The following is an 18,845-nucleotide window of genomic DNA, read 5'->3' as shown; positions in this document are numbered from 1 at the left end:
CATGCAAGGCTTCAGCTTGCGTGGTTCAGCCACCCGACTCGTCGTCCTGGGCCTGCTTCTGGCCTCGGTGGCTGCGCACGCCGACCACGACCCGTTCGCCCGCGGATTCGACGCCGTTCCCGTCAAGGCCACCGCGGCTCAGCACAGCGGCATCGCGCTGGAAGGCACGAGCAACGCGCTGCCCGCTGGGAGCTTCCGCGCGGCGCTCTTGTTCGACTTCAACTGGCGCATCCTCGCCCTGAAGCTGGGCGACGAGAAGCTGGGCGACCTCTTGCCCTACCGGCTCGATGCGCACCTGCTGTTCGCCTATCAGCTCCATGAGCGCTTGGAGCTGGCGGTGGACCTGCCCGTCACGTTGCTCCAGGGTGACAACTTCCAGTTGCTGCGCGACGCGCTGAACGCGCCCAACTTCCCGGGCGCCGCGGGCGTGGGCCGCACCACGCTGGGCGACATCCGCCTGCTGCCGCGCGTCCACCTGCTGGACCGCGAGACGTTCCCAGTGGGCGTGTCGCTCGTCGCCGAGGTCCGGCTGCCCACCGGCAGCGCCTCCAGCTTCACCGGCGAGCGCGGCGTGCTCTGGGCGCCTCGCATCGCGCTGGAGCAGCGATTCACCGCCCTCCCCGTGCCCATCCGCGTGCTCGGCAACGTGGGCGTGCGGCTGCGGCCCCACGCGCAGTACCTCAACCTGCTCGTGGATGACGAGCTGACGCTGGGGGCGGGCGCCATCGCGGAGCTGCCCAACATGGGCCGCTTCACGGACGTGGAGGCCGTGGCGGAAATGCACCTGGGCACCCCGCTGGTGCGCCCCTTCAACTTCGACCAGGCCGACACGCTCAAGACGCCGTGGGAGGCGCTGGTGGGCGCCCGCGCCAAGGTCTGGGGCAACTGGGGCATGGAGCTCAACGTCGGCCGCGGCATCAACCTGTCCAGCGGCTACGGCCGTGAGGCCCTGCGGGTGATGTTCGCGGTGCGCTACGACGAGACGTTCATCGACTCGGACGGCGACGGCGTGCCCGACATCCGCGACCGCTGCCCCAACGAGCCCGAGGACATCGACGGCTTCCAGGACGGCGACGGCTGCCCCGACCCGGACAACGACGGTGACGGCATCCCCGACGGCGAGGACGGCTGCGCCAACGAGAAGGGCCCCAAGCACACCAAGGGCTGCCCGGACCCGAACTACGACACGGACGGCGACGGCGTCGTCGACGGCGAGGACGCCTGCGTCGACAAGCCGGGCCCCAAGTCCAACAAGGGCTGCCCGGAGGACGAGAACGACGCGGACGGCGACGGCATCGCCGACAAGCTCGACAAGTGCCCGGACAAGCCCGGCCCGAAGGACTACGACGGCTGCCCGGACACCGACGGTGACGAGGTGCCCGACAACGAGGACGACTGCCCCGAGCAGTTCGGTCCGCCGGAGAACAACGGCTGCCCGTACGACTCGCCGCCGTATGTCGTCGTCGAGTCCGACCGCATCCGCATCAAGGGCAACGTGCTCTTCGAGACGGGCTCCGCCGTCATCCAGAAGCAGTCGTACCCGCTGCTGGACGAGGTGGCGACGGTGCTGCGGAAGAACCCGACGCTGGGTCCGGTCCTCATCGAAGGCCACACCGACAATCGCGGCTCGCGCGCCCTCAACATGGGCCTGTCCGACCGCCGCGCGAAGTCCGTGCTCGAGTACCTGGTGGCCAAGGGCATCGCGCGCAAGCGCCTCAGCTCCAAGGGCTTCGGCTTCGACAACCCGATTGCCACCAACGACACGGCGCTGGGCCGCGCGAAGAACCGGCGCGTCGACTTCCGGCTCGTGCGCGCCGAGCTGGAGACGGAGAAGAAGGAGACCGTCGTCCCAGCGGGCCAGCCGCCGCCGCCGGGAACGACGCCGGCCAACGCGGCCCCGGGCAAGGACGGCAAGCCGTAGTCCACGCGAGCAGGGGCGGAGCGCCCGTGAGGCGCCCGCCCCACTCAGCGGACGGGCGCCACCCGCACCTCGCCGACCCAGACCTGCTTGGGTGAAAAGCGGGCGCCTTCACACGCGACGGCGACGCGGCCCTCGCAAGGGTTCACGTAGACGAACTTGCAGCTGCCTGCGTTCTTCAGCCACGGCTCCCGCTGCGCCTCGCAGACGTGTTCCTTGTAGTGGCACTCGTCGAGCAGCTCGTTGCTCTCCCAATAGAGGCAGTGCCGCCCCGCCGGGGAGCCCCCATCCGCCGGCGAAGGCGCGTTGGGGCAGTACCCTGCCTCGCCACGCCGCGTGGGGGCGGACGCGTCCTCCCGCGCTCCGGCCCCGTTGACGTGCATGTTGAAGCCCGTCTCCGCGTAGAACATCGGGGGTGTCTCCGCGTAGACGGCCTCGACGGGCGTCACCCATTCGCTGAGGCACGCCTGCAGCACGGTGCCACAGCTCGGCTCCGAGGAGGGCAGGTCCGCGCACGGCCCGGCGCCGCGGATGGCCAGGTAGTGGCCCCTGGGCGTCGGCTGGTACTCCAGCGTCAGGGCTTCAGGCGTCACGTCATGGAACGCGGCGAGGTTGAAGTAGACGTTGGCGCGCGTCTTGGCGTCCGCGCCGCTCGCCTTGAGCGCGCGCAGGTAGACGGCCAGGGCCTGCTCTTTCCGGCCCTGCTTCTGGAGACACAGCCCCAGGTCCGCCAGCGTCGGGCCGTGCTCCGGCGCGAGCTTCGCGGCGCGCTCGAACAAAGGACAGGCCTCGCCGAGCTTCTTCGCGCGGTAGAGCTTCGTGGCGCGCAGACGCAGCGATTCGGCGTCCTCCGCCTTCTTCGCGGCGCCGCCCTCCGGCGTGGCCGCGAGCAGGGACAGCGCCAGGAACCAGGACATGTGAAATCCCCCCCGTACTCAGGCGTCAGGGCTGCTTCAGCGCGCGCTCGATGCGGCGGCGGATGCCGTCCTCGGACAGCGCGCCGCGCTGCGCGTCGATCACCTTGCCGTCGCGATCCAGGAAGTAGAGTGTCGGCAGCGCACTGACCTGGAAGGCCCGCGCCACGTTGTCGTCCGCGTACACCACGTACGGCGCCAGTTCCGGTAGGTGGTTGCGCATGAAGGCCTCCACCAGCTTGGGCGCGCGGTCGCCGTCATCCCGGCTGGCCGCCACGAAGACGAGCCCCTGCGGCTCGTACTCCTTGGCCAGCTTCACCAGCGCCGGCATCTCCTCACGGCACGGCGGGCACCAGGTGGCCCAGAAGTCCAGCATCACCACCTGGCCCTTCAGGTCCTCCAGCTTCATCGTGCCGCCGCCATGGCGTGCCATCTCCATGGTCGGCGCGGTCGTCCCATCCGGCACCAGCCGGGCTCGCTGCGCTTCCAGGACGCCCAGGAACACCACGCCGCCCACGCCGAGCGCCCCCAGCAGTCCCAGTACCAGCTTCGTTCCACGGCCCACCTTCTTCGGGGCCGGAGGCGGAGCTCCGATGCTATCCGTCACTCGAATCCACTCCTGGTCAGGCGGCCATGCACCCGCCGCAGCACCCACCGCACACCCTCACGCGCCGCCGGGCGCCTCGACACCCACGCCGCCACGTCAGGGCCCCACCGATAGTAGCCCCGGATGAACACCCGACCCGGCGCGCTCTTCCGCAGCACGTCGTCGCGGTAGGCGCGGAAGGCCACGAGCTCCGGCGCGCCCTCGCCGAACGCCACCGTGGCCACGAAGCACGAGGACGCCGGGCTCACCCACATGAGCCGCTGGTTGGTGAGGTTCACCACCGCCTTCAGCTCGCGCGCCTCCGTGTAGACGAACGCCAGCAAGTCGCGCCGCGCGGAGGGGAACTCCTGGCCGCTGGCCTCCTCGAACTCGATGCGCGTGCTGCCCGTGGTGCCGACCTCGTCCACCGTGAAGAAGTACCGCTTGGAGCTGCGGCCGACCTCCACCTCCAGCCCGCGCAGCTCGCCGAAGTACGCCAGGAAAGGCGTGCGGCAGACCGGACAGATGAAGCGGTTGTAGGCGTGGCTGGTGAGGAACGCGTAGTCCCCCACCCGCTTGCAGCCCATGTTCGGACACACCAGCTTCACGCTCGCCTGAGGCGCGGGCCGCGGGTCATAGCGCGACACACGCGAGCCCTTGTCGAACACCGGCGGCGGACGCGGCGGCGACGTCACCAGGTGGCGCGTCGGGTGCGCGGCGCGCTCCAGCTCCTGCGCCCGGCGCCAGGCCGTCTCCGCGGCCTCCAGACGTCCGGCCGCTGTGTGGCAGAGCGCCTCGCCGTGGGCCAGCAGCGCGGCCACCAGCTTCTCCAGCGGGGCCACCGCCGAGGCATCCCGCCCCGCGGCCAGCGCCTCCGCCAGCACCCGCTCGACTTCGGGGAGCAAGGCCTGGGCCGCCTTGCGGGAAGGGTCCTCCGCGCGGCGGTACACCGGCGGTTCGGGGATACGGACGAAGAGGGCCGAGGCCGCCGCGCGCACCCGCTCCACCGCCGCGTCGCCACGCCCTACGTCCAACTGCGCCGCCCGCTCACGGGCCGCCTGAAAGAGTTCTTCGGGTTGCAAGCGCGCGGACATTAAAGGCCCCACCCCGCGCTGTCAGCGCATTGGACACCGCGGCGGTCGGAAACTGGCCACGCCCTCTCCCTTGGTGTACGAATAGGTAGGAGGCTGTGAGCGTGAACGCATTGAAGTTCATCGTCTGGACGTGCTGTGCGGTGGGGCTCGGCGTCTTCCTGGCTTCGGGCAAGGTGGATGGGCGCACGCCCTTGAACCACATGGAGCGAGCGTGGAGCCGCTCGGTGAGCCCTTCCACGGTGGATCGGCTCAAGGACGGGCTGGAGGACGCGTACGAGGACGCCAAGGACGCCGTCGCCGGAAACAAGGATTCGTCGCCTCGTGAGCGCATCAGCGCCGAGGACCGTGAAGCGGTGAACCGCATCATCGCGAAGAAGAAGTAGTTCGCCTCCGGGTCCGCTTCCCCTGGCCTCCCCTCCTCCTTAGGTTGCACGGGAGGCGGCTGGTCGGGGTGGAGGCGGGGCCATGGGCAGGGCGCGAGGCAAGAGTGTCATCCTGTTCGCCGCGCTGGTGTGCGCGCTGGCGCTGCCAGCGCAAGCCACCGGCCGCGAGCGAAACCGGTTGTGGGTGGAGTCACAGAACCGCGCCCTCCAGAAGCAACGCTCCACGCTGAGCGACATCGCCCGGCGCGCCATGCCCGCCGTGGTGTCCATCACCACACAGCAGGCCGCCGACGTACAGGCCGCCGCCGCTGGAGAAGAAGCGCAGAAGGGCATCGGCTCCGGCTTCATCATCCATCCGGACGGCTACATCCTCACCAGCGCGCACGTGGTGGAGGGCGCGGCGGAGGTCATCGTCTCCGTCCTGCACCCGCGCGGCTACGTGGAGGAGTTCGAGGCCATCGTGGTGGGCGAGGACGCCCGCACCGACTGCGCGCTGCTGAAAATCGCCGCGCCCCGCAAGCTGCCCGTGCTGAAACTGGCCTCCGCGTCGCACGTGCGCTCGGCGGACTGGATTGTCGTCATCGGCAACCCGTTCGGGCTGGCCCACTCGGTGACGGTGGGCGTGGTCAGCTACATGGGCCGCACGGACGTGACGCCCAACGGGCGCGACGGCGACTTCGACTACATGCAGATGGACGCCTCCATCAACCCGGGCAACTCCGGCGGGCCGGTGTTGGACCTGCACGGTGACGTCGTGGCGGTGGCCAACGCGGTCAACGTCGCGGGCCAGGGCATCGGCTTCGCCATCCCCATCGACATCGCGAAGACGGTGATTCCGCACCTCAAGTCCCACGGCCGCGTGCGCCGCGGATGGCTGGGCATGAGCGTGCAGGACTTCTCTCCAGAGGTGGCCGAGGCCTTCAACCTGCGGCGAGGCCGCGGGGTGGTGGTGACGGACATCGTCGAAGGCGGCCCGGCCGAGCGCGCGGGCCTGCAGGTGGGCGACGTCATCGTCCGCGTGGACCAGCGGCGTGTGCGCCGGGCGCATGCGCTGCGCTGGCAGGTGGCCGCCCGGGGCGTGGGCCGCGACGTGAAGTTCCAGGTCCACCGGCTGGGGCGCCCGATGAAGCTGACCCTGAAGCTGGACGAGATGCCCTCCGAGGAGACGCCCCTGCCCACCGTGGCCAGCACCGCGCCCGGGCGGCACGCGGGGGCCCCTCAGCCGGTGGTGGACGACCTGCTGTCCCCGGTGCCTCGCTCGAAGGGCCGCCGGGCGACTCCGCCCCCCGGGGAAGCAGCCCCTGGGACGGGGGGTTCTGGCCAAGACGCCCCCGCGCCCTGAAGTCCGGACTGGGCCGTGCTGAACCCTGGTTTCCCGGGCTCCTTGCGTTCGGGGGTCATGGGCGCTAGACAGTGCGCCTTTTTCCGTACCCTTGCGGCGGGTCCACCTCGGTGTGGCGCCGCGACTTCGCATCGTTTCGCAGGAGAGTTTCGCAATGGCCGAGGCCCAGACGACCCAGAAGCGCACCAGTTGGCCGCGTTTCGCCAAGAGCAATGGCAAGAAGGCGTGCACCGTGGAGGGCTGCAAGCGCCCGTACCGCGCCAAGAACTACTGCTACTTCCACTACAAGCAGTGGCGCCAGGGCGACCTGCCGCACAGCCGCTACCGCACCTGCTCCAAGCCGGATTGCCGCGTGAAGACGTTCAAGGGCGGCCTGTGCGAGAAGCACCACGGCGAGGCCTTCAAGAAGGACGCGGCGTAGACCGCGACTCGCCGTCGGCGCCGGGGCGGCCTCTTCCTCAGGTAGAGGCGCCCCGCGTCACCGCGCGCTCCAGGTGCTTGAAGGCCGTGAGCCACAGCTCCGCCTCGCGCTGGGTCAGCCGCGCACGCATCAACGTCTGCTCCAGCTCGTTCAGCACGTGCTGCGGCGCCTGCGGGTTGAGGAACTCCGCGCGCAGCATGACGTCCCGCATCCGCTTCGCCAGCGCGCCCAGCGTGCCCAGCTTCGCGCCCGGCGCCGCCTCCACCGCGGCCGTGGGCGTCAGCCCCTGACGGTGACAGAGGTACAGCAGCACCGCTGACGACTGCGCCAGGTTCATGGACGGCTGCACCGCCGACGTGGGAATCGCGAGCACGTCCGTGCACCGCGCCAGGTCCTCGTCGGACATGCCCCGCTGCTCGCCGCCGAAGACGAGCGCCACACGTCCGCGCACGCTCTCCTCCGCCAGCCGCTGCATGGCCTCCTCCGGCGTCAGCACGGTGCGTCCCTTGAGCTGGGTACGAGAAGTCGTGCCCACCGCGTACACGCAGTCCTTCAGCGCTTCGCCCAGGTCGGACGCCACCTCCATGCCCCGCAGGACGAAGTCACTCTTGACCGCGAGACGCTCCGCGCCCTCGATCGACTTCAGCACCGGCTCGGACAGAATCAGCCGTGAGTACCCGAAGTTGGCCATGATTCTGGCCACGGCGCCGAGGTTGTCGGTTGAACGCGTCTGATGAAGGACAACGGTAAGCTGCTCCCCTGGCCGCATGCGCTGAGTTTAGCTGGTTGATCCCGAAGCAGATCGGTATATTCCCGGTTGATGCGTCGCTGGCTCCCTGGGTTGCTCCTCTCTCTCGTGACGGTCCTCACCGCGTGTGGTGAGGCGGGTGCACCTGTCCGTGCCACGATGAGCGCGCGGCAGGCCCTCACCAACCCGCCGGAGTTCCTCGAGTTCGAGGCGCCCTCGACGCGACTGGAGCTCTTCCGCGAGGTGGCCCGGCAGTCCGTCATTGAGGCCGGGCAGGCAGCCCAGGCCCTGGTCCTCTTCCCGGTCAGCCATCAGGGCGAGCTGCTCGCCGCGCCGGGCTTCGATCCGAAGATGGACCTGTTCCAGGCCCCCGACGCAGGTGCGCCGCTGGAGCTGGTGTTCGAGTCCGGCGGAGAGCGTTGGCCGGATGACCGGCGCGAGGGCCTTCAGGGCCTCTCCGAGCGTGAAGCCGCCGAGCTGGTGGCCCGCACGCTGCTCGCCCACTGGGGCATCGCGCCGAACAGCGCGGTCCAGGTGGACCGGGCGTCGGGCGCGCCTTACGCGGTCGCTTACGTGGACGGAATCCTGCGCATCAACCCAGCTTTCCTCTACCTGGCAGCAGCGTACGGTCCTTCTTCCCTGCCCGCTTCGCTCCAGTAGAGTCGCGCGCCTCAAGTCTGGCCCCGTTTCCTCTCGCCCTTCCCGCGAGAGAGAGGGGCCGCGAGGCGACAGTGAATACCTCCGCACTTCACGCGCAGCTTCCCCTCACCCTCCAGCAGATGGACCTGCCCGCGCTCGGCCAGCACTACCGCGGCAAGGTTCGCGAGACCTACCGGCAGGATGACCGGCTCATCCTGGTGACGACGGACCGGCTGTCCGCGTTCGACCACATCCTCACCACCCTCCCCTTCAAGGGCGAGGTGCTCAACCGGCTGGCCGCGTTCTGGTTCGAGCGCACGAAGCACATCGTCCCCAATCACGTGCTGGACGTGCCCGACGCCAACGTCACCGTGGCGCGTGCCTGTCAGCCCTTCGCCGTGGAAGTGGTGGTGCGCGGCTACCTCACCGGCAGCCTGTGGCGCGACTACCAGAAGGGCACGCACACCGCCTACGGCCTGCCCTTCCCGGACGGCCTGCGCAAGGACGAGGCCTTCCCCGCCCCCCTCATCACCCCGTCCACCAAGGCGGAGTACGGCCTGCACGACGAGCCCATCTCGGAGAAGGAGCTTCTGGCGCGGGGCCTGGCCACGCCGCGTGACTGGGCGCGCATCTCCGAGGCCGCGCTGGGCCTCTTCGCCGAAGGGCAGAAGTGGGCGCGCTCGCGCGGCCTCATCCTCGTGGATACCAAGTACGAGTTCGGCAAGGTGGGCGACACGCTCTACGTCATCGACGAGATGCACACCCCGGACTCCAGCCGCTACTGGATGGCCGACGAGTACGAAGCGCGCTTCGCGAAGGGCGAGGACCAGCGCATGCTGGACAAGGAGAACATCCGCCAGTGGCTCATCCGCGAGCGGAACTTCTCGGGCCAGGGCACGCCGCCGCCCATCCCTGACGACGTGCGCGTGGACCTGGCCGCGAAGTACGTGGCGGCCTACGAGCACATCACCGGCACCCCCCTGACGCTGGAGCCGGGTGACGTGAAGACCCGCATCGAGCGCAACCTGCGTGAGAAGGGCTACCTGAAGTAGCCCTCCTCCGTCACCGGCACGGGGTGCCTACGCGCTCCGGCCGAACACGCGCTGGAAGACGTCGTCCATGTGGCGCGTGTGGTAGCCCGGGGAGAAGCAGTCGGAAATCTCCTCGGGCGTCATCATCTTCCGCAGGTCCTCGTCCGCGAGCAGGGCCTGCCGGAAGTCGAGCCCTTCCTCGTACAGCTTCATCGCGTTGCGCTGGACGATGACGTACGCGGCCTGCCGGTCCATGCCCTTGCGCGCCAGCTCCAACAGGAGGCGCTGCGAGTTCACCACGCCGCCCAGCAGGTCCAGGTTCTTCTTCATCTGCTCCGGGTAGACGCGCAGGTCCTCCATCAGCCGCGCGAAGCGGATGAGCATGAAGTCCGCGAGGATGGTGGCGTCCGGGCCGATGACGCGCTCCACCGAGGAGTGGGAGATGTCCCGCTCATGCCACAGCGCCACGTCCTCCATGGCGCTCACCGCGTAGCCACGCAACAGGCGCGCCAGGCCAGTGAGGTTCTCCGACAGAATCGGGTTGCGCTTGTGCGGCATGGCGCTGGAGCCCTTCTGTCCCGCGGTAAAGGGCTCCTCTGCCTCACGCACCTCGGTGCGCTGGAGGTGGCGAATCTCCACGGCGAACTTCTCGATGCTCGAGCCCAGCAGCGCCAGCGCGGTGAAGAACTCCGCGTGCCTGTCTCGCTGCACCACCTGGCTGGAGGCCGGCGCGGGCTTGAGGCCCAGCTTGCGGCAGACGTGCTCCTCCACCGCGGGCGGCAGGTGCGCGAAGGTGCCCACCGCGCCGGAAATCTTCCCCACGGCGATGACGTCCCGCGCGTGCTCCAGGCGCGTCCGGGCGCGGCGCAGCTCGTCGTACCAGATGGCCAGCTTGTGGCCGAAGGTGATGGGCTCCGCGTGGATGCCGTGGCTGCGGCCCATCTGCAGCGTGTGCTTGTGCTCGAAGGCGCGCTTCTCCACCGCGGCCATGACGCGGTCCACATCCTTCAGGATGAGGTCCAGCGCGTCACGCAGGGTGAGCGCCAGCGACGTGTCCAGGACGTCCGACGACGTCATGCCCAGGTGCAGCCAGCGCGCGCTGGGCCCCACCCGCTCTTCCATGAAGGTGAGGAACGCGATGACGTCGTGCTTGGTGGTGCGCTCAATCTCCTCGATTTTCGCCGCGTCCTCGGGCGTGAAGTCTCCGGCGCGAGCCAGGCAGTCCTGCAGCGCCTCGCGGGGCGCCAGCCCGGCCTCCACCATGCCCTCCAGGGCGGCGAGCTCCACGTCGCGCCAACGGCTGTAACGGGCCTCGTCGGACCAGAGGGAGGACATCTCCTGACGGCTGTATCGCGGAATCACTCGTAGACCTTCACGGCAAAGTCCCGCCGCGCCGCGAGCCGGAGGAGTTCCAGCACGGCGTCGGAGGACGGACCCAACTTCCTGGCGGCGGTGAGATTGAGAGACAAGTCCAACCCCTCAGGCTGAACCACCGCCAGCGCTCCTGGATTCACCTTCTCGTGGATGATGCGGTTGGCCAGCCGCCCGGCCTGCTGGCCGATGGCCGTGGGACTGGGCGACAGCGCCAACGTGGCCCCTTCCTTCACCTGGCTGGGCGTTAGCGCGGCCAACGGTACGCGGTGCACCGCCGCGAAGGCGATGAGCGCCTGGACGACCGCCGCGTTGCCCACCGTCTTGTCCGCCACCATCAGCAGCGCGTCCACCTTGCCCACCGCGCCGTCCAACGCCTTCTCCGCCCGGCCCCCCGCCTCCAATTCCAGCGGGAGGATGGACATGCCCCTCGAGGCCGCCGCCGCGCGGGCCTGCGTCACCGTCCCCGCGGAGAACCGCGGGTCATGCAGGATGCCCACGCGCTTCACCTTCGGCGACACGGCCTTCAACGCCTCCAGCTCCGGCCCCATGTCGCTGGTGAGGGAGATGCCGGTGACGTTGGCGCCATCCAGGCCGTACTTCTCGTAGTAGGGCACCATGGCGAAGAGGACGGGCACGTCCTCGCCCAGCGAGCGCCGAGCGGCGTTGGCGGCCAGGGGCCCCAGGGCCAGCACCAGCGCGGGCTTCTGCGCCGCCAGCTTCTTGAAGAGCCGCGCGGCCGCGCCCGCGCTTTCGTCCAGCATGACCTCCTGCACCTCGGCCCGGGCCTCCGCCGCGAAGCCGGCGATGACGGAGGCATACGGCGCCAGGTGGGCGGACTTCACCGCCACCACGCGGGGACGGGCTGGCTGCTGCGCCACGACCGCCGCCGGAAGCAGCGCGACGAGGAGCGCGGCGACGCAGCCCTTCATTGCCGCACGCTCGCGCAGCAGCGGAAGCCCACCGCGTTCGAGCGCACGGTGGGCACGCCGTTGCTCCGCGCCGAGCAACGTGACGCCGGGTCCGGCTGGTCGAAGGCGCCGCCCTTCAGGGCGTAGGCCTGGGCGCCGACGCGGGTGGCCGTCCACTCCGCCGCGTTGCCCGCCAGGTCCATCACCGCGTAGCCCGACTTGCAGCGCTCGAAGCGCCCGGAGGCCGCCAGTCCACCCGGGCTCGCCGCGGTGTTGCACGCGCCCACGGACTGCGCCTCGCCGAAGGGGAACCGCGAGTTGCCGGGGCCCTTGCATGCCTTCTCCCATTCCTCTTCCGTGCAGAGCCGCTTGCCCTCGCGCTCGCACGTGCCCCGCGCCTCTTCCCAGGCCACGGCCACCTTCGGCATCGCGCCAGCCCGGTTGGGGAATTCGTACTCATCCACGCAGAACGAAGACACCTGGATGCTCGCGACAGGACGCTCGTCCGGGCTGGCCAGTGCGTCGTCGTCGCTCCGGCCCATCTTGAAGGCTCCGCCACTCACCAGCCGCATTCCCGCGGGACAGCCGCCCACGGGCGCCGCCAGCGCTGCCGCGCCACCGGGTCCGGCAACAGGCGCCGTCCCCTGCCCTCTGGACTTCTGCAGCGCCTTGATGGCCAGGAAGCCCCCGCCCGCGCCCAACGCCAGGCAGCCGAGGACGAGCAACACCAACTTCAACATGGAACGCTGGGGCTTCGCCGCGCGCGTGGCGGACCTGGTGAGCACCGCTCCGCGAGGCGCGGCGCGAGAACTGGAGCCTTCCGACGGTTCGCTCCGCTTCGCGCCGGAACGAGCGCCCGGGTCCGACACCTCCGAACCCCGGCGGCGGGTGCGAACACCTGAGTCCTCGGAGGCACGGCCGCGAGCACGGCTGCCAGTGTCCTCGGCGCCGCCTTCGCGCGAACGAGACGACGCCTCGTCCTGCGCGCCGTCGCGAGCACGCGACCGGGAACGGCCCACCGCGGGCGCCGAGTCCAGCGTGGGCGGGGCGGGGCGGGGCGCGGGCACCGCGGGCGCCTCGTCCAGGGTCATCGCGCTGGAGCGGCCATCCGTCACCGCGGGGGCGTCCACCTGCGTGGGCGCGGCGGAGCGGCTCAGCGCCGCCTCGGACGCGGCGCCACGCTCACTGGCGTCCTCGGAATCCTTCCGCGCTGGCGCGGCGCGAGAGGGCACGGGCGGAGATGACGCAGGCCGCGAAGCGCTGCCCTGCGCCGAGGGTGCCCCCTTCGCGGCGACGACGGGTGGCGCGATGAAGGGCAGCGCCTGCTCCGTCAGGTGCTGCGGCGCGGGCGAGGCCGCGGGCTTGCCCCGTCCCATGATGGCGGCCAGCGACACCGCGTCCAGCGGCTGCGTGGCATCCACCGGCGGCGGCAGGTCCGGAACGGGCGCGGGCGGCTTGGGCGCGGCGACACCGGGCGGCGGAGGCAGGTCCTCCTCCTGCACGGCCGGGAGCATGCCCGTGGGCACCGGGGGCGGAGGCCTCGCCGCCTGCCTCGCGGTGTTCGCGGCCGACGAGCCCGGAGGCGCCGGGAGGCTCCGCGTGCGCGACACCACCGCGGCCGGCGTGCGCGCCAGGATGTTGGAGAACTCGGTGAGGAACTCACCTGCCGTCTTCGGACGGGCCAGCGGGTTGAAGTTGAGCGCGCGCCGGTACAGCGCCTCGATGGAGGTCGGCAGGTCCGGGTGGTGCATCGTCAGACCGGGGATGACGCCGTCCTCGGGCACGAGCCCGGTGAGCATCTCCCCCACGATGGCCGCGAGCGAGTACACGTCCATGCGCGTGTCCAGTTCGCCCCCGCCCACGTACTCCGGCGCGATGTAGACGTCCGCGCGCTGCCCCTTCTGCGCCTGCACGAAGGGCAGGTGCGGCACGGCCAGGCCCAGGCCGTAGTCCGTCACCTTGAGCAGGTCCGGCAGGACGATGACGTTCTCCGGCTTGACGTCGGAGTGCGGTCCGAAGCGGTGCGCCGCATCCAGGGCCGCCGCCATCTGCGACAGCAGCGGCTCCACTTCCTTCAGCGAGAAGAGCTGCCCCCGCGCGGTGCGCTGCTCCATCATCCGGCGCAGCGTCATGCCCTCCAGCAGCTGCATGGTGATGAAGGGCCGGTCCCCATCCACGCCCTCCTCGTACACGCGCAGGAGGTTCGGATGATTGAGCTTCTTGGCCACGCGCATGGACAGCGCGAACTGCATGCGCTCCTCGGGCTGCTGCACCAGGCGCGGGTGCACCGCCTTGAGCGCCACTTCGACGTCAATCTCCTCGTCCTGGGCTCGGAAGACGAAGCCCATGGGCCCGGAGCCCACCACTTCCCGGATGGCGTAGCGGCCGGCGACGACGTCCCCTGGCTTGTAGGGTGCGCCGTCCGCGCCGCGCCGGCGAGCCGCCCCGGCGGGAGGACGCGCCGAGGCATCGTGCTTCAGCCCACAGGTGGGGCAGGTGTCTTGGGAGGCAGGAACGAGGCTGCCGCAGCGGTAGCAGAGCAAAGCTGGCGTACTCCAGGAGGCAGTCGGGGGGCCACCTCGGGGGAAGGCCCAGCCTCTTATTCTGCACGCTCCCCTGTCATCAAGGAACGCCGAGCGAGGAAGTCAGCAACTAGCGCCCCGTGGACCCGAAGCCATTTCCACCCCGGGAGGTTTCCTCCAGTAGCTCCACCTCCTGGAGGGAGACCGGCGGCACGGCGGCCACCACCAGTTGGGCCACGCGGTCGCCCCGGCGCAGGGTGAAGGGCTCATGGGAGAGGTTGATGAGGATGACCTGCACCTCCCCTCGGTAGTCCGCGTCCACCGTCCCCGGCGAGTTGAGGAGCGTGACGCCATGCCGCAGCGCCAGGCCCGAGCGCGGGCGCACCTGCCCTTCGTACCCAGGGGGTAGCGCGAGCGCGAGCCCGGTGGGCACCGCCAGCCGCTCCAGGGGCCCCAGCACCCGCTCCCCGTCGATGTCCGCGCGCAGGTCCAGGCCCGCGGCCTGTGCCGTTTCGTAGCGGGGAAGTGGCAGGGGCTCCGCATGGGTGCGCACGCGGCGCACCTTCACCGTGAGGGGGGAAGACATGCGCTGGGACTAACACAGCTGCCGCCGCTTCGTGCCACGGCGGCGTGACAACCTCGCGCGTCGGCCCCTCAGGGCGCGGGGTCCTTCGCCACGGGCCGCAAGGCGGTGCGGAACTTCAGCGGGTCCATGGGCCGCGCCGCCAGCTCCAACTGGTAGTGCAGGTGGGGACCGGTGGAGCGCCCCGTGTTCCCTGAGTGCGCCACCCGTTCTCCCCGGCTCACGCGCTGTCCCACCTTCACCAGCAGCTCCGAGTTGTGACAGTACGCCGTCGTGACGCCCCGCCCGTGGTCCACCACGAGCACGCGGCCATTCACGGCGTCCTCGCTGGCACGCCGGACGACGCCATCGGCTACCGCCACCACGGGCGTCCCCACCGGCACGCCCAGGTCCACACCGGTGTGCATCTTCCGGCGCCCCAGCACCGGGTGGAACCGCTCGCCGAAGGGACTCGTTACACGCGCGCTCTCATGAACGGGCCACGCGAGCCCGAAGGCGGTGGCCAGCGCCAGGGCCTGCGCGGCGCCCACGGACGCGTCCTCGAAGCCTGGCGGGAGCTGACTCGACAGGCGCTCCAGCGTGGGCGCCCCGCCCTCCGCCACCACCCGCTCCAGCGCATAGCGCGCGGGGACGCGGCCCGCGAAAAGCGCCGTGAGCCGGGCCTCCTCTCCTGGAAAGTCCTTGGACAGCGCGGTGTGCAGGCTGCGCGCGGCCGCCGGGCCCGTCTGCGGATCCAACAGCGACGCTGCGGGGACGCCCAGCTCCGCGGCCAGCTCCAGCGCGGGCTGGCGGGCTCGCACCTGGGCTCCCTTGAGCGCCAGGTGGGTACCCCAGGCCAGGGCCTCCGCGTCCGTGAGGGCCCGGGACAGGGGCACGTCGGGAGCCATCCATGGCGGTGACAGCGAGGTGCCACTGACGCCGTCGTAGTACGCGAGCAAGGGCCGCGCGCTGCTGCGCGTCCCCGTGGCCCATGCCGTGGCCTTGCGCACCAGCGCGCCCGCGGGCGTGTGGTGGTACGCCGCCCACAAGCACAGCGTCGCCATGAAGAAGTCCAGCAGTCCTTTCGCTTGGCGCGGGAACATGGGCACCTACCGGAAGAAGGACAGCACGGGCGTCGCATCCACCACCGCCGCCACGGCCAGGGGCACCACCACCGCGCAGCCCAGCAGTCCGCGCCGCAAGGCGGCTCTGCCCCCGGCTTCCTCACACACCGCGTCCGCGTGTTGCAGGTTGCGCAGCACCGCACGCCACCCGAGCGAAACCAGGACGCCCACCAGCGAGGCCACCGCCAGTGCCCGCGCCGCCAGGTCCGCGGCACCGTCCCCGAAGAGCTCACGCCAGGAGAGGTACACCGAGCCCTGGATGAGCCTGGCCACCGCGCACGCGCCCGCCAGCACCACGGCCGCCGTCGCCAGGGGCCGCAGCCACCGCATGGGCGTGGGCTTGCGCAGGCACCGCGACCACAGCTGACGCCACGTCGGACGCGCGGCCTTCTGGGGCTCCAGCACCACGCGCCATGCCTCCGCCGGAACCGGGGCGGCGGACTCCCGGTAGCCCAGCGCGGGCAGCGCCAGCACCACGTCCGCGGCCAGTTCCCACGCGAGCGCGAGGAAGCGCGCAATCCGGGTGCGCTGCTCCAGTGACACCCACTCCACCAAGGGCGCCGTCAGCGCGTAGCGGCCCACGAGCGCGTCGAAGCCCGCGTCCACCCGGTCCACCAGCGCCAGCAACCGTTCGTCCAACGTGTCCGCCGCCGAGTGCACCCCCACCGCCACCAGCGCGACCAGTCCCAGCGGCATGAACGCCCAGCGGAAGGCCCCCAGGAAACGGGAGACGTCCGCCAGGAAAGGCGTGGACGACGAAGCAGGCGGTGGTCGAGGTGGCAAACAGCCTCCGTGCGGATGGGGCTCGCACCTCAACGCACGGCCCTCCCGGAAGTGTCTAAGCCACCCCGGCCCGAAACGAAAACACCCCCTCCCGCGCGGTGGCGGAAGGGGGCGTCATGGGCGCCGGGCTCCCAATGAAGGAGCCCGGGCTTTCGGGCGCGAATCAGGCCTTGGCGTCAGGCTGCGTGGGCGCGGGCGCCGGCTGCGCGGCGGCCTCACCGACGGCGGCGCCCTGCTGCGCGGCGCGCTCCGCCATGGCCTCCTTGCGCGACAGGCGAATCTTGCCCGTCTTGTCGATGCTGACGACCTTCACCAACACCTCGTCGCCCTCGTTCAGCACGTCGGAGACGCTCTTGACGCGCTTGTCGGACAGCTCGGAGATGTGGATGAGGCCGTCGGTGCCCGGGAACAGCTCCACGAAGGCGCCGAACTCGGCAATCTTGCGCACCGTGCCCGTGTAGATCTTCCCAATCTCCGCCTCGCGGGTCAGCGCCTGAATCATCGCGATGGCGGCCTTCACGGCCTCGCCGTTCGCGCTGGCGATGTCCACGCGGCCCGAGTCCTCGATGTTAATCGCGGCACCCGTGCGGGCGATGATGTCCTTGATGACCTTGCCGCCCGGCCCGATGACGTTCTTGATGAACTCGGGACGAATCTGGATGGTGGTGATGCGCGGCGCGTACTGGCTGATCTCCTTGCGGGACTCGGCCAGCGTCTTGAGCATCTCCCCCAGGATGTGGAGGCGGCCCTGACGCGCCTGCTCCAGCGCGCGGCTCATGATTTCCGTCGTGAGGCCGGTGATCTTGATGTCCATCTGGATGGACGTGATGCCCTTCGAGGTGCCGCACACCTTGAAGTCCATGTCGCCCAGGTGGTCCTCGTCACCGAGGATGTCGGAGAGGATGGCAATCTTGTCGCCCTCCTTCACCAGACCCATGGCGATACCCGCCACCGGGGCCTTGAGCGGAACACCCGCGTCCATCAGCGCCAGCGTGCCGCCGCAGACGGAGGCCATGGACGAGGAGCCGTTGGACTCCAGGATGTCCGACACCAGGCGCACCGTGTACGGGAAGGACTCGCTCTTCGGCACCATGTTGCGCAGCGCGCGCTCCGCCAGCGCCCCGTGGCCGACTTCACGGCGGCCTGGGCCACGCAGCGGCTTCGTCTCGTTCACGCTGAACGGCGGGAAGTTGTAGTGCAGCATGAAGCGCTTGAAGGCCATGCCGCCCAGCATCTCCAGGCGCTGCTCGTCATCGCTGGTGCCCAGCGTGGTGACCACGAGCGCCTGCGTCTCGCCGCGCGTGAAGACGGCGCTGCCGTGGGTGCGCGGGAGCACGCCCACCTCGCACGTAATCGGACGGACCACGTCGTGGCCACGGTCGCCGATGCGGCCACCGTTGACCGTCATCTCGCGCATGTGCTCGTACTTCAGGTCCTCCACCACCGACTTGGCGTGCTTCTCCACCAGCGGGGTGTAGCCGTCGCCCAGCTGCTCCTTGAGCTTGGCGAGCGTCTCCTTCTTCGTCTTGCCGAGCGCCTCGTAGCGCGCGCCCTTCTCCTTGATGCCGTAGCCCGCCTTGATGCCGTCCATGGCCAGCTCGCGCACCTTGGCGCGCAGGCCCTCGTCCACGGCGGCGGGCTTCTCGAAGGAGCGAACCTGCTTGTTCAGCTCGCGCCGCAGCTCGTCCTGCAGGTCCAGCGCGGGCTGCGCCGTCTTGAAGCCGAAGTCGAGCGCCGCGACCATGTCAGCCTCGGAGACCTCCTCCGCGCCACCTTCCACCATGACGATGGCCTTGCGGCTCACCGCCATGACCAGGTCCAGGTCGCTCTGCTCGCGCTGCTTCGCGGTGGGGTTGGCCACCAGCTGACCGCCGACGCGGCCCACGCGGATGCCGGCGATGGGGCCGTCGAACGGGATGTCCGACACCCACAGCGCCGCGGAGGCGCCGGTGATGCCGTGGATGTCACCCTCGTTCTCCGGGTCGGAGGAGATGACGCTCGCGATGATCTGCGTCTCGTACGCGTAGCCTTCCGGGAACAGCGGGCGGCAGGAGCGGTCGACCAGGCGGCTGGCCAGCGTCTCCTTCTCCGTGAGACGGCCCTCGCGCTTGAAGTAGCTGCCGGGGATGCGGCCGGCCGAATACAGCTTCTCCTGGTACTCCACCGTCAGGGGGAGGAAGTCGATGTCCTTCTTCTCCCGGGCGCTCACCGCCGTCACCAGCAGCATGGTGTCGCCATAGCGGACCACCACGGAACCGTCGGCCTGCTTCGCCAGACGACCCACTTCGATGCTCAGCTCGCTCTCGCCAATCTTGACGCTCTTCTTCAACATGTCCGTGCCTCTGGATCCTTCAGGGGCGAAGACCCCACCGCGCGCACCCGGTCCGAGAAATGGACCCGGCACCCCGGGAGGGCCCTCGGGGTGTTTGAGCGGTCACCAGGGCCTGGAACAGGCGCCAGTTGAGGCAACCGCCAGCATGTACTGCGGAGGGCGCT

The 18,845-nt window shown here is 70.4% G+C and carries 17 protein-coding genes; 6 read left to right on the top strand and 11 right to left on the bottom strand.

What is annotated here, in order from left to right; all coding sequences use genetic code 11:
- Position 1 precedes the first annotated feature (1 nt).
- Positions 2-1,921 (top strand): OmpA family protein, encoded by a 1,920-nt coding sequence (locus BLU09_RS25240; protein WP_090492030.1) that lies wholly within the window; start codon positions 2-4, stop codon positions 1,919-1,921.
- Between the two features lie 44 nt (positions 1,922-1,965).
- On the opposite strand, the gene BLU09_RS25235 is transcribed toward BLU09_RS25240, so the two are convergent.
- Genes BLU09_RS25235 through BLU09_RS25225 form a run of 3 tightly spaced genes read right to left on the bottom strand, consistent with a single transcriptional unit; the run spans position 1,966 to position 4,512 of the window.
- Positions 1,966-2,835 (bottom strand): tetratricopeptide repeat protein, encoded by an 870-nt coding sequence (locus BLU09_RS25235; protein WP_090492029.1) that lies wholly within the window; start codon positions 2,833-2,835, stop codon positions 1,966-1,968.
- 25 nt (positions 2,836-2,860) lie between these two features.
- Positions 2,861-3,439, bottom strand: a complete 579-nt coding sequence (locus BLU09_RS25230; protein WP_090492028.1) for a TlpA family protein disulfide reductase — start codon at positions 3,437-3,439, stop codon at positions 2,861-2,863.
- Positions 3,436-4,512 carry a CFI-box-CTERM domain-containing protein gene (locus BLU09_RS25225; protein ID WP_090492027.1) on the bottom strand — a complete coding sequence of 359 codons (1,077 nt, stop codon included), beginning with the start codon at positions 4,510-4,512 and terminating at the stop codon, positions 3,436-3,438. The genes BLU09_RS25230 and BLU09_RS25225 overlap by 4 nt, the downstream gene beginning before the upstream one ends.
- Before the next feature lie 95 nt (positions 4,513-4,607).
- Between BLU09_RS25225 and BLU09_RS25220 the strand changes: the two genes are divergently transcribed.
- From BLU09_RS25220 to BLU09_RS25210, 3 genes are all read left to right on the top strand, one after another.
- Complete coding sequence (locus BLU09_RS25220) at positions 4,608-4,895, top strand: hypothetical protein (RefSeq protein WP_090492026.1); 288 nt, start codon at positions 4,608-4,610, stop codon at positions 4,893-4,895.
- 82 nt (positions 4,896-4,977) lie between these two features.
- Positions 4,978-6,237 (top strand): S1C family serine protease, encoded by a 1,260-nt coding sequence (locus BLU09_RS25215; RefSeq protein ID WP_090492025.1) that lies wholly within the window; start codon positions 4,978-4,980, stop codon positions 6,235-6,237.
- Between the two features lie 154 nt (positions 6,238-6,391).
- Positions 6,392-6,658, top strand: a complete 267-nt coding sequence (locus BLU09_RS25210; protein ID WP_090492024.1) for a vegetative protein — start codon at positions 6,392-6,394, stop codon at positions 6,656-6,658.
- 37 nt (positions 6,659-6,695) lie between these two features.
- Here BLU09_RS25210 and BLU09_RS25205 read toward each other — a convergent pair whose 3' ends face one another.
- Entirely contained in the window at positions 6,696-7,427 is a 732-nt protein-coding gene (locus tag BLU09_RS25205) for an RNA methyltransferase (RefSeq protein WP_090492023.1), read from the bottom strand.
- 48 nt (positions 7,428-7,475) lie between these two features.
- Here BLU09_RS25205 and BLU09_RS25200 point away from each other — a divergent pair, with 48 nt between their 5' ends.
- Both BLU09_RS25200 and BLU09_RS25195 read left to right on the top strand, forming a co-directional pair.
- Positions 7,476-8,066: a hypothetical protein gene (locus BLU09_RS25200; protein WP_011552165.1), complete on the top strand. Its 591-nt coding sequence runs from the start codon at positions 7,476-7,478 to the stop codon at positions 8,064-8,066.
- A 71-nt stretch (positions 8,067-8,137) separates the two neighbouring features.
- A complete protein-coding gene (locus BLU09_RS25195; RefSeq protein ID WP_090492022.1) occupies positions 8,138-9,097 on the top strand; it encodes a phosphoribosylaminoimidazolesuccinocarboxamide synthase in 960 nt (319 codons plus the stop codon).
- A 27-nt stretch (positions 9,098-9,124) separates the two neighbouring features.
- On the opposite strand, the gene purB is transcribed toward BLU09_RS25195, so the two are convergent.
- The 7 genes from purB to pnp all read right to left on the bottom strand — a co-directional run bounded on the left by purB (position 9,125) and on the right by pnp (position 18,681).
- Positions 9,125-10,438: an adenylosuccinate lyase gene (purB, locus tag BLU09_RS25190; RefSeq protein WP_090492021.1), complete on the bottom strand. Its 1,314-nt coding sequence runs from the start codon at positions 10,436-10,438 to the stop codon at positions 9,125-9,127.
- Positions 10,435-11,379, bottom strand: a complete 945-nt coding sequence (locus BLU09_RS25185; protein ID WP_186818009.1) for an ABC transporter substrate-binding protein — start codon at positions 11,377-11,379, stop codon at positions 10,435-10,437. The genes purB and BLU09_RS25185 overlap by 4 nt, the downstream gene beginning before the upstream one ends.
- The gene (locus BLU09_RS25180; RefSeq protein ID WP_090492019.1) at positions 11,376-13,901 is read right to left on the bottom strand and encodes a bifunctional serine/threonine-protein kinase/formylglycine-generating enzyme family protein; all 2,526 of its coding nucleotides are present in this window, start codon (positions 13,899-13,901) and stop codon (positions 11,376-11,378) included. The genes BLU09_RS25185 and BLU09_RS25180 overlap by 4 nt, the downstream gene beginning before the upstream one ends.
- A gap of 109 nt (positions 13,902-14,010) precedes the next feature.
- Positions 14,011-14,466 (bottom strand): dUTP diphosphatase, encoded by a 456-nt coding sequence (gene dut, locus BLU09_RS25175; protein WP_090492018.1) that lies wholly within the window; start codon positions 14,464-14,466, stop codon positions 14,011-14,013.
- A 68-nt stretch (positions 14,467-14,534) separates the two neighbouring features.
- Positions 14,535-15,545: a M23 family metallopeptidase gene (locus tag BLU09_RS25170; protein WP_186818008.1), complete on the bottom strand. Its 1,011-nt coding sequence runs from the start codon at positions 15,543-15,545 to the stop codon at positions 14,535-14,537.
- Positions 15,546-15,551: 6 nt separating this feature from the next.
- Positions 15,552-16,349 (bottom strand): hypothetical protein, encoded by a 798-nt coding sequence (locus BLU09_RS25165; protein WP_090492016.1) that lies wholly within the window; start codon positions 16,347-16,349, stop codon positions 15,552-15,554.
- Positions 16,350-16,512: 163 nt separating this feature from the next.
- Positions 16,513-18,681, bottom strand: a complete 2,169-nt coding sequence (gene pnp, locus BLU09_RS25160) for a polyribonucleotide nucleotidyltransferase (protein ID WP_090492015.1) — start codon at positions 18,679-18,681, stop codon at positions 16,513-16,515.
- Positions 18,682-18,845: the final 164 nt, after the last annotated feature.

Source organism: Myxococcus virescens, from assembly GCF_900101905.1.
In the GTDB taxonomy this organism is placed as follows: Bacteria; Myxococcota; Myxococcia; order Myxococcales; family Myxococcaceae; genus Myxococcus; species Myxococcus virescens.
This window is presented reverse-complemented; position numbering and strand designations above follow the sequence as displayed.

Bases quoted from the DNA above. Each gene is read 5' to 3' on its own strand.
- BLU09_RS25240 (WP_090492030.1), top strand. From the start codon at position 2: ATGCAAGGCTTCAGCTTGCGTGGTTCAGCCACCCGACTCGTCGTCCTG.
- BLU09_RS25235 (WP_090492029.1), bottom strand. From the start codon at position 2,835: ATGTCCTGGTTCCTGGCGCTGTCCCTGCTCGCGGCCACGCCGGAGGGC.
- BLU09_RS25225 (WP_090492027.1), bottom strand. From the start codon at position 4,512: ATGTCCGCGCGCTTGCAACCCGAAGAACTCTTTCAGGCGGCCCGTGAG.
- BLU09_RS25215 (WP_090492025.1), top strand. From the start codon at position 4,978: ATGGGCAGGGCGCGAGGCAAGAGTGTCATCCTGTTCGCCGCGCTGGTG.
- BLU09_RS25210 (WP_090492024.1), top strand. From the start codon at position 6,392: ATGGCCGAGGCCCAGACGACCCAGAAGCGCACCAGTTGGCCGCGTTTC.
- BLU09_RS25205 (WP_090492023.1), bottom strand. From the start codon at position 7,427: ATGCGGCCAGGGGAGCAGCTTACCGTTGTCCTTCATCAGACGCGTTCA.
- BLU09_RS25185 (WP_186818009.1), bottom strand. From the start codon at position 11,379: ATGAAGGGCTGCGTCGCCGCGCTCCTCGTCGCGCTGCTTCCGGCGGCG.
- dut (WP_090492018.1), bottom strand. From the start codon at position 14,466: ATGTCTTCCCCCCTCACGGTGAAGGTGCGCCGCGTGCGCACCCATGCG.
- BLU09_RS25170 (WP_186818008.1), bottom strand. From the start codon at position 15,545: ATGTTCCCGCGCCAAGCGAAAGGACTGCTGGACTTCTTCATGGCGACG.
- pnp (WP_090492015.1), bottom strand. From the start codon at position 18,681: ATGTTGAAGAAGAGCGTCAAGATTGGCGAGAGCGAGCTGAGCATCGAA.